The organism is Streptomyces sp. NPDC058371 (assembly GCF_042723265.1).
GTDB lineage: Bacteria > Actinomycetota > Actinomycetes > Streptomycetales > Streptomycetaceae > Streptomyces.
Genome location: NZ_JBHXJC010000002.1, coordinates 539700 through 551824, shown reverse-complemented (window position 1 = coordinate 551824; position 12125 = coordinate 539700). Strand labels below are relative to the sequence as shown.

The 12125-nt window shown below is 72.4% G+C and carries 11 protein-coding genes and 1 pseudogene; 5 read left to right on the top strand and 7 right to left on the bottom strand.

The features are described 5' to 3' along the window. Positions 1-27: 27 nt before the first annotated feature. Both ACFWM2_RS10065 and ACFWM2_RS10060 read right to left on the bottom strand, forming a co-directional pair. Positions 28-738, bottom strand: a complete 711-nt coding sequence (locus tag ACFWM2_RS10065) for an HAD family hydrolase (RefSeq protein ID WP_383275615.1) — start codon at positions 736-738, stop codon at positions 28-30. A gap of 20 nt (positions 739-758) precedes the next feature. Further along, positions 759-1235: an Lrp/AsnC family transcriptional regulator gene (locus tag ACFWM2_RS10060; RefSeq protein ID WP_383275612.1), complete on the bottom strand. Its 477-nt coding sequence runs from the start codon at positions 1233-1235 to the stop codon at positions 759-761. Between the two features lie 228 nt (positions 1236-1463). Between ACFWM2_RS10060 and ACFWM2_RS10055 the strand changes: the two genes are divergently transcribed. The 3 genes from ACFWM2_RS10055 (at position 1464) to ACFWM2_RS10045 (ending at position 5615) form a co-directional block, all read left to right on the top strand. Continuing rightward, positions 1464-2951, top strand: a complete 1488-nt coding sequence (locus tag ACFWM2_RS10055; RefSeq protein WP_383275609.1) for an FUSC family protein — start codon at positions 1464-1466, stop codon at positions 2949-2951. A gap of 408 nt (positions 2952-3359) precedes the next feature. After that, on the top strand, positions 3360-4514 hold the full coding sequence (locus ACFWM2_RS10050; protein WP_383276503.1) for a nitric oxide synthase oxygenase: 1155 nt from the start codon (positions 3360-3362) through the stop codon (positions 4512-4514). Between the two features lie 60 nt (positions 4515-4574). Then, positions 4575-5615 (top strand): lactonase family protein, encoded by a 1041-nt coding sequence (locus ACFWM2_RS10045; RefSeq protein WP_383275606.1) that lies wholly within the window; start codon positions 4575-4577, stop codon positions 5613-5615. A 91-nt stretch (positions 5616-5706) separates the two neighbouring features. On the opposite strand, the gene ACFWM2_RS10040 is transcribed toward ACFWM2_RS10045, so the two are convergent. From ACFWM2_RS10040 to ACFWM2_RS10030, 3 genes and pseudogenes are all read right to left on the bottom strand, one after another. Then, positions 5707-6630, bottom strand: coding sequence for a sirohydrochlorin chelatase (locus ACFWM2_RS10040; protein ID WP_383275603.1), 924 nt, complete (start codon positions 6628-6630; stop codon positions 5707-5709). Between the two features lie 235 nt (positions 6631-6865). Then, entirely contained in the window at positions 6866-7852 is a 987-nt protein-coding gene (locus tag ACFWM2_RS10035; protein WP_383275600.1) for an N-acetylglucosamine kinase, read from the bottom strand. After that, a pseudogene (locus tag ACFWM2_RS10030) lies at positions 7849-7929 on the bottom strand (uracil-DNA glycosylase); the annotation flags it as partial. The gene ACFWM2_RS10035 and the pseudogene ACFWM2_RS10030, both read right to left, overlap by 4 nt. A gap of 247 nt (positions 7930-8176) precedes the next feature. Between ACFWM2_RS10030 and ACFWM2_RS10025 the strand changes: the two are divergent. Continuing rightward, the gene (locus ACFWM2_RS10025) at positions 8177-8854 is read left to right on the top strand and encodes a uracil-DNA glycosylase (RefSeq protein ID WP_383275597.1); all 678 of its coding nucleotides are present in this window, start codon (positions 8177-8179) and stop codon (positions 8852-8854) included. 294 nt (positions 8855-9148) lie between these two features. Here ACFWM2_RS10025 and ACFWM2_RS10020 read toward each other — a convergent pair whose 3' ends face one another. Together ACFWM2_RS10020 and ACFWM2_RS10015 are read right to left on the bottom strand one after the other, a co-directional pair. Beyond that, positions 9149-10060 (bottom strand): universal stress protein, encoded by a 912-nt coding sequence (locus ACFWM2_RS10020; protein WP_383275594.1) that lies wholly within the window; start codon positions 10058-10060, stop codon positions 9149-9151. Between the two features lie 165 nt (positions 10061-10225). Continuing rightward, complete coding sequence (locus ACFWM2_RS10015) at positions 10226-10843, bottom strand: hypothetical protein (RefSeq protein WP_383275591.1); 618 nt, start codon at positions 10841-10843, stop codon at positions 10226-10228. A gap of 420 nt (positions 10844-11263) precedes the next feature. On the opposite strand from ACFWM2_RS10015, the gene ACFWM2_RS10010 reads away from it, so the two are divergent. Then, positions 11264-12121 (top strand): slipin family protein, encoded by an 858-nt coding sequence (locus ACFWM2_RS10010; protein WP_383275588.1) that lies wholly within the window; start codon positions 11264-11266, stop codon positions 12119-12121. Positions 12122-12125 lie beyond the last annotated feature (4 nt).

Below are 12125 nucleotides of genomic sequence, written 5' to 3'. Positions count from 1 at the left end.
GTACGCATGCGACCGTCGAGCCAGGCCCTAGGTGTCCGCGGACGGCGACGACGGCGTCGACCGCACCAGCCAGTCGTACGCGCCACGTGCCGTGAACTCGGTCTGGCCGCCGCGCAGCAGCAGCCCGGCCGTCGCGAACGCCGGGTCGTCCGCCTGGGCGGCCACGTACGGGATCGCGATGCAGCGCATCCCGGCCGCGTGCGCGGCGGCGGCGCCCGGAGCGGCGTCCTCCAGGACCACGCAGTCCGCAGGTGACGCTCCCAGCCGGCGCGCGGCCTCCAGGAAGACATCGGGGGCGGGCTTGCCGTGGGCGACCTCGTCGGCGGAGACGGTGGTGGTGAGCCACTCGGCCAGCCCCGTGCCGGCCAGGATCGCCTCGATCGCCTCCGGTGAGGAACCGGAGGCGACGGCCAGCGGTATCCCCTCGCCGGCGAGCAGCTCCACGAACTTCCGCATCTCCGGGTAGACCCGCGTGGCGGCCCGGGCCAGCGCCAGATAGCGGCTGTTGGTGTCCGCGAGCAACGCGTCGAGCGGAGCGTCGAGACCGTACCGCTCCTTCCAGAGCGCGAGCGTCTCCAGGGTGCTGATGCCCACGTACCGCTCGTGGTCCGCCCAGGTGAAGTCCGTGACGCCGTGCTCGGCGAGTGTCCGTCGTCCTGCCTCGAAGTAGTTCGGCTCGCTGTCCACGAGCGTGCCGTCGAGATCGAAGATGACCGCCGTGCCGCCGAGAGTGCTCATGGCTTCCAGGATGCCAACGATCAGTTCTTCCCGGCGCGGCCCATCGACTCCACGAGGGGCAGCAGCCGATGCGGGACGCGCTCGCGCAGGACCACTTCGGTGCGGGTACGGACCACGCCCGGCAGGCTGATCAGGGACTGGATGACGTCCTCCAGGTGGGCGTTGTCACGTGCCACGACGCGGGTCAGCAGATCGCCGCCGCCCGTGATCGAGAACGCCTCAACGATCTCCGGCACGGCCGCCAGCGCGTCCCCCACGTCGACGAGATTGCCCTGGGTCACCTCGATGTGCACGAACGCGAGGACGGGATGGCCGAGCGCGGCGGGCGACAGCGAAGGGGCGGTGCCGGTGATGACCCCTTCGCGCTCCAGCCGGTCCAGGCGGGCCTGGAGCGTGCCGCGGGCGACGCCCAGCAGGCGCGCGTACTCCCGCATGCTGGTCCGGGGCTGCTCCAGGAGCAGCCGGAGGATACGGGTGTCGAGCTCGTCCACGGCCATGGTCCGTTGGCCTTCCTGCTGTCACGGGTGATCATCGACGACTGTACCAATGGTCCAGTGGATGGTGGCCGAGTTGAGCCACTGCCCTCCTGATGCTTATCTTGTCTGTATTGATGGCGTCGCGCAGCGCAGGACGGCAATGAAGCCGGATCCGTGCCCGCGGCGCCATTCCCATGTCCTGACGATGCGTTCACAAGAAACGGGGGCGGGCTGCCGACGGTGAAGAAGATGTTCACGGCTCCGGATCCCGGACTGGTCCGGCTGCGGGTCTCGCTGCGTGCGGTGGTCGGCATCGGCCTCGCGGTGGCCGCGTCGGAACTGGCCGGACTGTCGCTGCCCGCCTCGATCACGGGCGGTCTCGCGGCGCTCCTCGCGCTGTTCACGGTGGGTGATCCGACCGTACGCGGCCAGGCGGTCACCACCGCCCTGCTGCCCGTCGTCGGCTTCCCCGTCCTGGCGCTCGCGACGGCGCTGCACGGGGTCCCGGCCCTGCGCGACGCGACGTGGCTCGCGGTGATCTTCTGCGGCGTGTACGCCCGCCGCTGGGGGCCGCGCGGCCATGCGCTCGGGATCTTCGCGTTCATGATGTTCTTCACCACGCAGTTCCTGCACGCCGTGCCAGGTCAACTGGCGCGGCTGTACGCGGCCGTGGGGCTGGCCCTGGCCGCCTGCTCGGTGGTGCGGTTCGGCGTGTGGTGCATCGAGCGGCGCACCCCGCTGCCCGCGGCGCCCGCTCCGCTGGACGGGCGCGGTCTCGACCGGCCCGCCACCCGCCAGGCCTTCCAGGCGACCGCCGCCTGCGCGTTCGCCGTCGCCGCGGGCCCGGTCCTCTCCCACGACCGCTGGTACTGGGCCGTGGGCACCGCCTGGTGGATCTTCGTGAACACCGCTTCGCGCGGCGAGACGCTGGTACGCGGCTTCCGGCGCGTCGTCGGAACGGTCGCCGGCATCGTGGCCGGCCTGCTGGTCGCCGTCCCCCTGCACGGCGCCCCGGTGCCCACCGCCGCACTGGTCGGGGTCTGCGTCTTCGGCATCTTCTACACGGCGGCGCCCTCGTACAGCTGGATGATGTTCTTCGTCACCGTCATGGCAGGGCTGCTGTACGGGCTCCTCGGCGTGCTGCATCCCGGGCTGCTCGCCCTGCGGTTCGCGGAGACCGGCGTCGGCGCGCTCGGCGCGGCCCTCGCCGTCGCCCTGATCCTGCCGGTCACCACGCACGCGGTGACCGACCGCTGGGTGGAACGGGCCCTCCACGCGGTCCACGGCTGCACCGCGGCTGCGGCACGACGACTTGCGGGCGACGACGGAGCCGACCCCGCGCCGCGCGTGGCGGAGCTCGAAGCGCTGCTCGGCCGGGTACGCATGGCCCTCGCGCCCCTGGTCCACCCGCTCAACCCGCTCCGGGCCCGCAAGGCCCGGGCCCGTCGGATCCTCGCGCTGCTCGACGACTGCGCCCGGGAGGCGCGGGGGCTCGCGGCCCTCGCCGCCGATCCCGACGCCTCGCACGACGCACGCCTCACCGCCGCGTGCAGGCGCGTCGAGACGGCCGTGGAAACGCTCGTCGGGGCCGTGCCGGAACCGGCCATGGCGGCCCATGCGGCCGTGCCCGGCCACCACCCGGGCGCCGAACAGGCACTCGCCCATCTGCACGGCCTGGAGCGCGCGCTCGGAGCCCTCGCCGCGCCGCTGCGGGGCTCCCGGCTCGTCGGGGCCTGACGGACAGCCGGCCGGGCACAAGACACATGCACGGGCCATCTGGAGGGTGGATCAGCGGCCAGGAGGGGTAACCCCGCGGCTATCAACGCACGCACCCCGTGGACCGTGCGGGAGCGGCCCGCGGGCGAGCCGTTTTGGGGGTGCGCCATGCGGAACTTCCCACGCGGACGCCGAGAGTCCGCGGCATATGGCGGGAGCGCGGAGTTCCCGCCGTCGCGGGGCGACGGACCGGGCGGCTGGCTGGACCGCGTTCCGGCCGACGCCGCCGGCCCGGAACCGCCGTACGACCGGACCGGCGTCGTCTCGTGCCTGGAATCGTGGGCCGCGGACCGCGCCGGCGCGGGCCGGGTCACCGGCCTTCAGGGCCGGCTCCTCATCGGCGGCCCGCAGGGGACCGAGGCGCGGACCGTGCAATCGGCGCCCCGCGTCGACCCGTTGCCGCCGGCATCCCGCGAACTCCTCCGTGAGGCAGTCGAGTTCCTCACCCTGCGCCACGCGGAGGAACGGCTCGGCGACCCGGCCCGCCGAATCGCCGCCGTACGCGCGGAGATCGCGGAGACCGGGACCTACCGGCACACCACGGCGGAGCTCGTCCACGGCGCCCGGGTCGCCTGGCGGAACGCCAACCGGTGCATCGGACGGCTCTACTGGCGCTCGCTGACCGTGCGGGACCGCAGGGACGTGCGGGACCCGCAGGACGTCGCCGACGCGTCGGCCGACCATCTGCGGGAGGCGACGCGAGGCGGCCGGATCCGGGCGCTGATCACGGTCTTCGCGCCCGACGCACCGGGCCGCCCCGGCCCGCGGATCTGGAACGAACAGCTCCTCCGGTACGCCGGCTACGACCGTCCCGGCGGCAGGGTGACCGGCGATCCGCGCAACGCCGGCCTCACCGCGCTCGCCCGTCGCCTCGGCTGGCCCGGTGGCCCCGGAACGCCCTTCGACGTCCTGCCGTTGCTGATCCAGGCGGCCGGTGACCGGCCCCGCTGGTTCGCGCTGCCGCCGGACGCGGTGCTGGAGGTCGAGCTGGCGCACCCCGAGTACACCTGGTGGCGGGCGCTCGGACTGCGCTGGCACGCGGTGCCCGCGCTGTCCAACATGTGCCTGGAGATCGGCGGCATCTGCTACCCCGCCGCCCCCTTCAACGGCTGGTACATGGGCACCGAGATCGGCGCCCGCAATCTCGCCGACGCCGACCGCTACGACCTCCTGCCGCTCGTCGCGGACCACTTGGGCCTCGACACCCGCACCGACCGCTCGCTGTGGAAGGACCGCGCGCTCGTCGAACTCAACCGCTCCGTCCTGTACTCGTTCGACCGCGCCGGCGTCACGGTCACCGACCACCACACCGAGTCGCAGCGGTTCCTCACCCACCTCGGCCGCGAGGAGCGCAAGGGCCGCAAGGTCGGCGCCGAGTGGTCCTGGATCGTGCCGCCGATCTCCGCCAGTGCGACACCGGTGTTCCACCGCACCTACGAGGAGGTCGAACGGCACCCGGCGTACGTTCACCACCCGGAGGCCCGCGCCCGTGCGGCGGGCCACCCGGGAGACACCTTGGTCTAGACCGCTGATCTCCGACTGCTACCGTCGCCCCGAGCAGCGCAGAACCGAGAGGGGACGGCAGTGACGGACGGCGGCAGGCGGCAACCACGGGCGTTCATAGGCTCGTTCACGGCGGCGGGCGGCCTCGGTGTCCTCACCGCGGCCGTCGACGAGGACAGCGGCGCGCTCACGGTCCTGAGCGCCTCGGACGGTGTCCCCGACCCGTCGTACCTCGCGCTGTCCTCGGACGGTGACACGCTCTACGCCGTCAGGGAGACGGCCGAGGGCGCGGTGGCCGCGTACCGCGTGACCGGCGCCAAGCCGGAGCTCGCCGGGCCGCCCGTACCGGTCGGCGGCAGCGGGCCCACGCACCTGAGCCTGTTCGACGGACACGTCCTGACCGCCAACTACGGTTCGGGCAGCGTGACCGCGGTGCCCCTCCGCGGCGACGGAAGCCTCGCGGCCGCCCCGTCCGACGTGTTCACGCACACGGGGTCCGGCCCGCACTCACCGCGCCAGCAGAGCCCGCACGCCCACCAGGTGCAGCCCGACCCGAGCGGCCGGTGGGCGGTCAGCGTGGACCTCGGCACGGATTCGGTGCGGGTGTGCACGCTGAACGGCGGGGCGTTCGCGCTGCACCGCGAGATCGCGCTGCGGCCCGGCTCCGGACCCCGCCACCTCGCCTTCCACCCGCGCGGCGAGCACGCGTACGTGCTGAACGAGCTCGCGCCGACCGTCACCGTCTGCCGCTGGGACGCCGCGGACGGGGCGCTGCGGCCCTTCGGTGAGACTCCGGTGCTGCCGGGCTCACCGGACGGCGACGCCTTCCCGTCGGGCATCGTCGTCTCGCCCGACGGCCGCTTCGTCTGGACGGCCGTCCGGGGCCAGGACGTCCTCTCGGTGCTGGCCCTAGACGGGGAGGAGCTGCGGCTGGTCGCGACGGTGCCGTGCGGCGGCGTCTGGCCGCGCGCCATCGCCCTGCATCCCTCCGGACGTCATCTGTACGCCGCCAACGAACGCTCCGGGGACGTGACCTGGTTCGCGGTCGACCCGGCCACCGGCATGCTGCGCAAGGGCGGCTCGCTGGACGTGCCGGCGGCGTCCTGCGTGATCTTCGGCTGACCCGCGGCCCGGGGTGGCGCCTCGGGCTCCCCCGGCATGACGAAGGGCCCGTTCTTGAACGGAACGGGCCCTTTCGGCGTTACTGGTGCGGCTAGCGGACCGGAGCGCCCTGCGGCTGCTGCGGGGCGATGCCCAGCGCCGTCGTGTACTTGGCCAGCGCGAGCTTGCCGATCGCCGGGTACGGGCCGAGCGCCTCGGCGGCGGAGCAGCCCGCTTCCTTGGTGGCCGCGTCGAGCAGCCCCGGGTCGAGCTCCGGACCGATCAGATACGGCGCGAGGGCCAGCTGCTGGGAGCCTGATCCGCGCAGCTGCTCCGCGGTGGCCGCGATCGCGCCCTCCTCGTCGAGCGCCGCCGCCATCACCGGCACGGCGAGCCGCGCGGCGAGCAGCATGCCGGTGATCCCGGCCGCCTGTACGGCCTCCTCGCCGCCCACGGAGGCGAGGATGATGCCGTCCGCGGCGGTGGCCACGGTGAACAGCCGGGCGCGGTCGGCACGCGCCAGGCCGGCCTCGGAGAGGCGCACGTGCAGCGCCTCGGCGAGCAGCGGGTGCGGGCCGAGCACATCGGTCAGATCGGCCGCGATGCGGCTGTCCATGACCGCCTGGCGGATCCGGCGCAGCAGCGCGTTGTCCGGGCTGGCGAGCAGCGGCACCACGACGGCGACAGGGCCGTCGGGCTCGGTCACGTCCGCACCGGCGGCGCGGGCCTGCTCGAAGCGGGCGACACGCTCCTCGGCGGCGCGGGACAGCACGGACTGCAGGGTCGGGAACTCGGCGTCGTCCCCGTCGAGGTACCCGATGCGGGCGTCGAGGCCGGGGAGCTCGGAGCGGGCGATGCTCACGACCTCCTCGGCGAGGCTGCGCGTGGCGGCACTGGGCGTGCCCGGCAGCGCGAGGACGAGCGCGGGCGCGCCCTCGGGAGCCGCCAGCGGCTCGGGACGGCGGTGCCGCCCGGGCTGGCGAGGTCGCGGCATTCGTACAGGCAGGCCGGACGCGGGCCCAGTGGGGGAGCTCATGGCGTCGCATGTTACTGGCTTCCTGGGCTCCCCTGTTCGGGGAGGGTGCAGGTGAGCGGTATCCGTCCGCTTTTGTCTGATGAGTTACGTACAGAACGGAAATGATCGCTACGGGATGACTCGACATCCCCGGGGCAAGTGTCGACTCCCGTGGCGGACCGGGGAACTCGCATACCCGGCAGGTGCGTATCAATCTGCCTTTTCGGGCCCTATTTCGGGCGTGGTGAACTTTCGATCACTCGGTCACCACGAAGAGCAGCCGCTCGTCACGGGGGAGCGTGAGTTCGTCGTTCGCCAGGTCGCCGGCGATGAGCAGGGCGCCGTGCAACGGGTCTCCCGCGGCCGGTACCTGCCGGGCGTGCGGCAGTTGCTCCGCCAGCTCCTCGCGCAGCGGTACGAGCAGCGGGTCGCCCATCTTGAACAAGCCGCCGGTGAGCGCTACTTGGGCGCCTTCGCCGGTCGGGCAGACCGCGGCGGCCGACTCGGCCATGTGACGCGCGGCCGCCCGCAGGACGTCCGCCGCCACCGGGTCGCCGCCGGCGCAGGCCGCGACCTCGGGGGCGAAGGAGGCCAGCACCGCGGGCCGGTCCGCGCGTGCGTACAACTTGCCGGGCATGCCCGGGACGGGCCCGAACATCCGCTCGGCGCGCACCAGCAGCGCCTGTGAACCGCCCCGTCGCCCGTCGAAGGCCCTGATCGCCGCCTCCAGTCCGGCGCGCCCGATCCAGGCACCGCCGCCGCAGTCGCCGAGCAGATGTCCCCAGCCGTCGGCCCGGCGCCAGCTCGTCAGGTCCGTGCCGATCGCGATCAGACCCGTGCCCGCGGCGATCACCGCGCCCGGCCGCCGGCCCAGCGCGCCCGTGTACGCGGTGACCGCGTCGGCGGCCAGCACCAGCCGCCGTACGCCCAGTTCACGCTCCAGGGCCGACGGCAGTTCGGCGCGCAGCTCGTCGCCCAGGGTGGCGAGGCCGGCGGCTCCGATGGCGATGGCCGCCAGCCGTTCGATCCCGGCCTCGCTCATCAACTTTCGTGCCATCGGCAGCAGTTGTTCGAGCAGGTGCTCGGCGTCGATGCCGCGCGGGCCCGTGCGCACCGGCTCCTCGGACGCCACCGGCCCGGAGCGGTCCGCGCCGGTGCCGTCGGCGAGGCCGAGCAGGACGCGCAACCCTGAGCCCCCCGAGTCCACGGCGAGGACAGCGGACGCGGGGCCGGGGCGCGTCATGGGAGTCGCCAGTCCACCGGCTGTGCTCCCTGCCTGGTCAGCAGATCATTGGCGCGGCTGAAGGGCCGTGAGAAGGACAGGCCCACCGCAGGTGCGGGAGTTCCGGGATCTGGGTATCGGCGACGAGAGGCCGGCACGGCGTGATGACTATGGCGGAGTGGCTTGATCACTGGATGCACCAGGCTCCTCCTCCTTCCCGATGACCGACTGCGCGATCTGCTGGACCCGCTCAATGACCTCGATGAGGAGGAAGAGTAGCGTCCGTGAGCGGGGGCTTCTGTGTTTTGTGCGGGACCCCGGCGTGTGCCAGTAGGGTGACGCGCTGTGGCACCACGACCCTTGCATGAACTTGTAGAAGCGGGCTGGGCGAAGGCTCTGGAACCTGCGGCCGAACGTATCGCCGCCATGGGGGACTTCCTCCGGGCCGAGATAGCGGCCGGCCGGACCTACCTTCCGGCTGGGGCGAATGTCCTGCGGGCCTTCCAGCAGCCTTTCGACGACGTCCGCGTCCTGATCGTCGGTCAGGATCCCTACCCCACGCCGGGGATGGCGATCGGGCTGAGTTTCGCGGTGGCGCCGGAGGTGCGTTCGTTGCCGGGCAGTCTGGAGAACATTTTCCGGGAGCTGCATACGGACTTGGGGCTGCCCAGGCCGTCGAACGGGGATCTGACGCCGTGGACGGAGCAGGGTGTGCTGTTGCTCAACAGGGCGTTGACGACGGCTCCTCGTAAGCCTGGGGCGCACCGGGACAAGGGGTGGGAGGAGGTCACCGAGCAGGCCATCCGGGCGCTGGCCGCGCGCGGCAAACCGCTGGTGTCGATTCTGTGGGGCAGGGATGCCCGCAACGCCCGGCCGCTGCTGGGGGATCTTCCTGCGATCGAGTCCGCGCATCCGTCGCCGATGTCGGCGGACCGTGGCTTCTTCGGCTCCCGGCCGTTCAGCCGGGCCAACGACCTGCTGGTCGGGCAGGGTGCGCAGCCGGTGGAGTGGCGCCTGCCGTAGCGCCGGCCTCTGCTGCGTCCGAGCCTCCTTGGCCGAGTACCAGCAGCAGCAAGCACCGCCTGACCTGCGGCAACGGTTGGCAGAGCCGGGATTGAACCCAAGTTGGCCCGCCCCTGGTCCGGATCTTGTTCTTCGGTGCCGGCGACGGTCCGCGCGGCACTGACGCGGTCCGCTCCGCGCCGTGGGCGGGCGGCGATCGCGAACTGTGGGTGCGCATCGCCCCGGAGCGGGTCAGCGGACGCCGGTTCGGCGTCCGCTGACCCGCTCCGGGGTCCTGCTCCCGTGCTGACTGGGTCAGTCGTGCGGGACGACCGCGACCGGCGCCGCGGCGTGGTGCATCACCGCGTGGGCGACCGGACCGAGGTGCGTACCGATCGCCGAACTGCGGTTGCGGCGGCCGATGACCAGCAGGCCGGCGCCGGAAGCGGCGTCCACCAGGTGGCGGGCGGCCCCGCCGGTCACGGACTTCTCCGTCACCTCGACTTCGGGGAACTTCTCCCGCCACGGTCGCAGCGCGTCGGTCAGCCCGATTGCCTCCTGCGCGGCCAGTTCGCCGCCCAGGCCCGGAGTGACGGCGCCGGAGGTGTAGCCGAAGCCGGTGTCCATGCCGTAGTAGGCCGGCGGGGACCAGCCGTGAACGACACGCAGCGCCGACGCGCGACGGGCGGCGGCGTCGAAGGCGAACTCGATCACCGCGTCGGCGGGCCGCCGCAGGCCCAGGCCGAGCACGACCTCGCCGAACGGGGGCTCCGCAGGGCGAGGTTCGGAGGCGTCCGGCTCCTCGACCCGTACCAGGACCACCGGGTTTGTGGCGCGGGCCACGACCGAGAGCGCCACCGAGCCGACCAGGAAACCGCCGATCCCGCTCAGTCCCCGTGATCCGATGACCAGCAGTTCTGCGTCGGCGGCGGCCGCCAGCAGCACCGGGACCGGCTGCCCGTCGACCTGGTCGGCGCTGACCCGCAGGTCGGGATAGCGGCGACGCAGATCCTCCTCGGCCTCGCGCGGCACGCGCTCCGCCCAGTGGCGCTGCAGGGCCGGACCGACCGACGGCGCGTAGGCGCTGGGGTAGTTGTACGACTGCAGTTCCCATGCGTGTACCAGGCGGCAGGGCAGATCGCGGAGCAGGGACTCACGGGCCGCCCAGTCCGCCGCGGCCAGGCTTTCGCACGAGCCGTCCAGGCCTGCGGTGATGATGCGGGACATGCTGCCAACTTCCTTGTGGAGTAGGTGTGTTGACGTCGCAACGCGGCCGGCGGGGAAGGAGACCGAGCTGTCCGGCCCGGCCTGCTGCACCCGCGCGGTGCCGCTGCTCACCCTCAGAGGTGGGTCCGGGGGGCCGGATTACGGTCCCCGGTGTACGGGCCGGGGTCAGCGGAGCCAGGCGTGGTCGCGGACCACGGGGAGGCCGGCCCAGGTCCTGCCGAGTCCCCAGGTGACGCCGGCGCCCGCGACCGCTAGGGCGATCAGGACGACGGCGTACAGGACGTGGTAGTCGATGAGGGGGTTGGAGGACATGCTCGGCGAGCCGTCGGCCAGGTGCTTGGCGGTCGGCCATTCGGCGATCCACATGAACGCCATCAGGGCGGTGCCCGCGACCGCGGCGAGCCGCAGTGCGACGCCGCTGACCAGGGCGATGCCGACGCCGAGCAGGCCGAGCATGAACAGCCAGTTCGCCCAACCCGCTCCGGCCCAGGAGTGGAAGGTGGATTGCATGGGGCCGGCGGCGACGCCGCTGAGGAAGCCCTTGGTGGGTGAGCCGCCGTCGGTCCAGCCCTTGCCGGCTGCGGTGGCGTAGCCGAGGCCGAAGGTCTTGTCGAGGAAGGCCCACAGGAAGACGAACCCGGTCATGATGCGCAGCCCCGCGAAGACCCGGGCGAGGGTCGCCGTGGCCGTCGTGGTCTCGCCGGACCTCTGGGTCGTCCTGGCCCGGAGCCGCGACGTGAGGTGGAATCCCGTGTGCCGGGCGGGAGTTGCGTGTACTGCCATGATGTTCATCCCTGTCTGGGGGCTGGTAGGCGTAGCGCGATATCGGTCCGCGTGCCGTCGTCGTCCTGCGCTCAATGTCCTGCCCGGACCAGTCGGACCACAGGGGCCCACAGGTACCGACACAGGGGCCGAACGTCCCTGTTCCGAAGAGGATCGGACGGGCCCCTCCGTCTTCCACCGCCGGCTGCCTGTTCCGGACGGACTCACCGCCTGGGGCGGCAGCTGGGGGCCGTTCGGCCCCTGCCGGGGGCGGGGGCACCGGGCGATGCTGGATCAACGGCAGGGCGGCTCGTCGCGTCGAGGTCACACCAGGCCACACCGACAGCCCTGCGGACGGACCCGGGCCAATCCCCTGCTCCGCCGACGTACTCCGGGACCTCGCGTGGGAACGACGCGGTCCCCATTCAGAGGAGCGGCACCATGGAAGCTCTGATCTTCCTTCTGGTCATCGTGATCTTTCTGGCCCTGGTGGCACTTGCCATGGCCGTCAAGGTCGTCAAGCAGTACGAGCAGGGAGTGCTGTTCAGGTTCGGCCGACTCGTCGGATCACGGGAACCGGGGCTGCGGGTCATCGTCCCCGTCGTGGATGTCCTGCACCGGGTGTCGCTGCGGATCGTGACGATGCCGATCCAGTCCCAGGGCATCATCACCAGGGACAACGTGAGCGTCGACGTGTCGGCCGTCGCCTACTTCCGGGTCGTGGACGCGGTGAAATCGGTCATCGCGATCGAGAACGTCCACACGGCGATCGACCAGATCGCGCAGACCACCCTGCGCAAGGTCGTCGGCCAGCACACCCTCGACGAGACACTCTCGGAAACCGACCGCATCAACCTCGACATCCGCGAGATCCTCGACGTCACGACCGCCGAATGGGGTGTGGAGGTCACCCTGGTGGAGCTCAAGGACATCCAGCTCCCCGACAGCATGAAGCGGGCGATGGCCCGCCAGGCCGAGGCCGAGCGCGAGAAGCGCGCCAAAATCATCAACGCCGAGGGCGAGTCACTGGCCGCCGCGGCACTCGGCGACGCCTCGGACATCATGATGGACCACCCGCTCGCACTCCAACTCCGCAACCTCCAGAGCCTGGTGGAGATCGGCGTGGACAAGAACACCACCGTCGTCTTCCCCGCCCCCCTCATGAGCACCATTGGCGAACTCGGCTCCTTCCTCGCCCGCGAGACAGCCGCAGCCGCGACGACGACCGCGCTGCCGTCCGCCGACGACACCGGGACCGACCCCGCTCCGGTACTGAACGGGGCAGTCAAGACCGTCTGATCAA

Excerpts from the sequence above, each read along its gene's own strand:
- ACFWM2_RS10010 (WP_383275588.1), top strand. The coding sequence starts at position 11,264 with ATGGAAGCTCTGATCTTCCTTCTGGTCATCGTGATCTTTCTGGCCCTG.
- ACFWM2_RS10060 (WP_383275612.1), bottom strand. The coding sequence starts at position 1,235 with ATGGCCGTGGACGAGCTCGACACCCGTATCCTCCGGCTGCTCCTGGAG.
- ACFWM2_RS10055 (WP_383275609.1), top strand. The coding sequence starts at position 1,464 with ATGTTCACGGCTCCGGATCCCGGACTGGTCCGGCTGCGGGTCTCGCTG.
- ACFWM2_RS10015 (WP_383275591.1), bottom strand. The coding sequence starts at position 10,843 with ATGGCAGTACACGCAACTCCCGCCCGGCACACGGGATTCCACCTCACG.
- ACFWM2_RS10040 (WP_383275603.1), bottom strand. The coding sequence starts at position 6,630 with ATGAGCTCCCCCACTGGGCCCGCGTCCGGCCTGCCTGTACGAATGCCG.
- ACFWM2_RS10020 (WP_383275594.1), bottom strand. The coding sequence starts at position 10,060 with ATGTCCCGCATCATCACCGCAGGCCTGGACGGCTCGTGCGAAAGCCTG.
- ACFWM2_RS10065 (WP_383275615.1), bottom strand. The coding sequence starts at position 738 with ATGAGCACTCTCGGCGGCACGGCGGTCATCTTCGATCTCGACGGCACG.
- ACFWM2_RS10035 (WP_383275600.1), bottom strand. The coding sequence starts at position 7,852 with ATGACGCGCCCCGGCCCCGCGTCCGCTGTCCTCGCCGTGGACTCGGGG.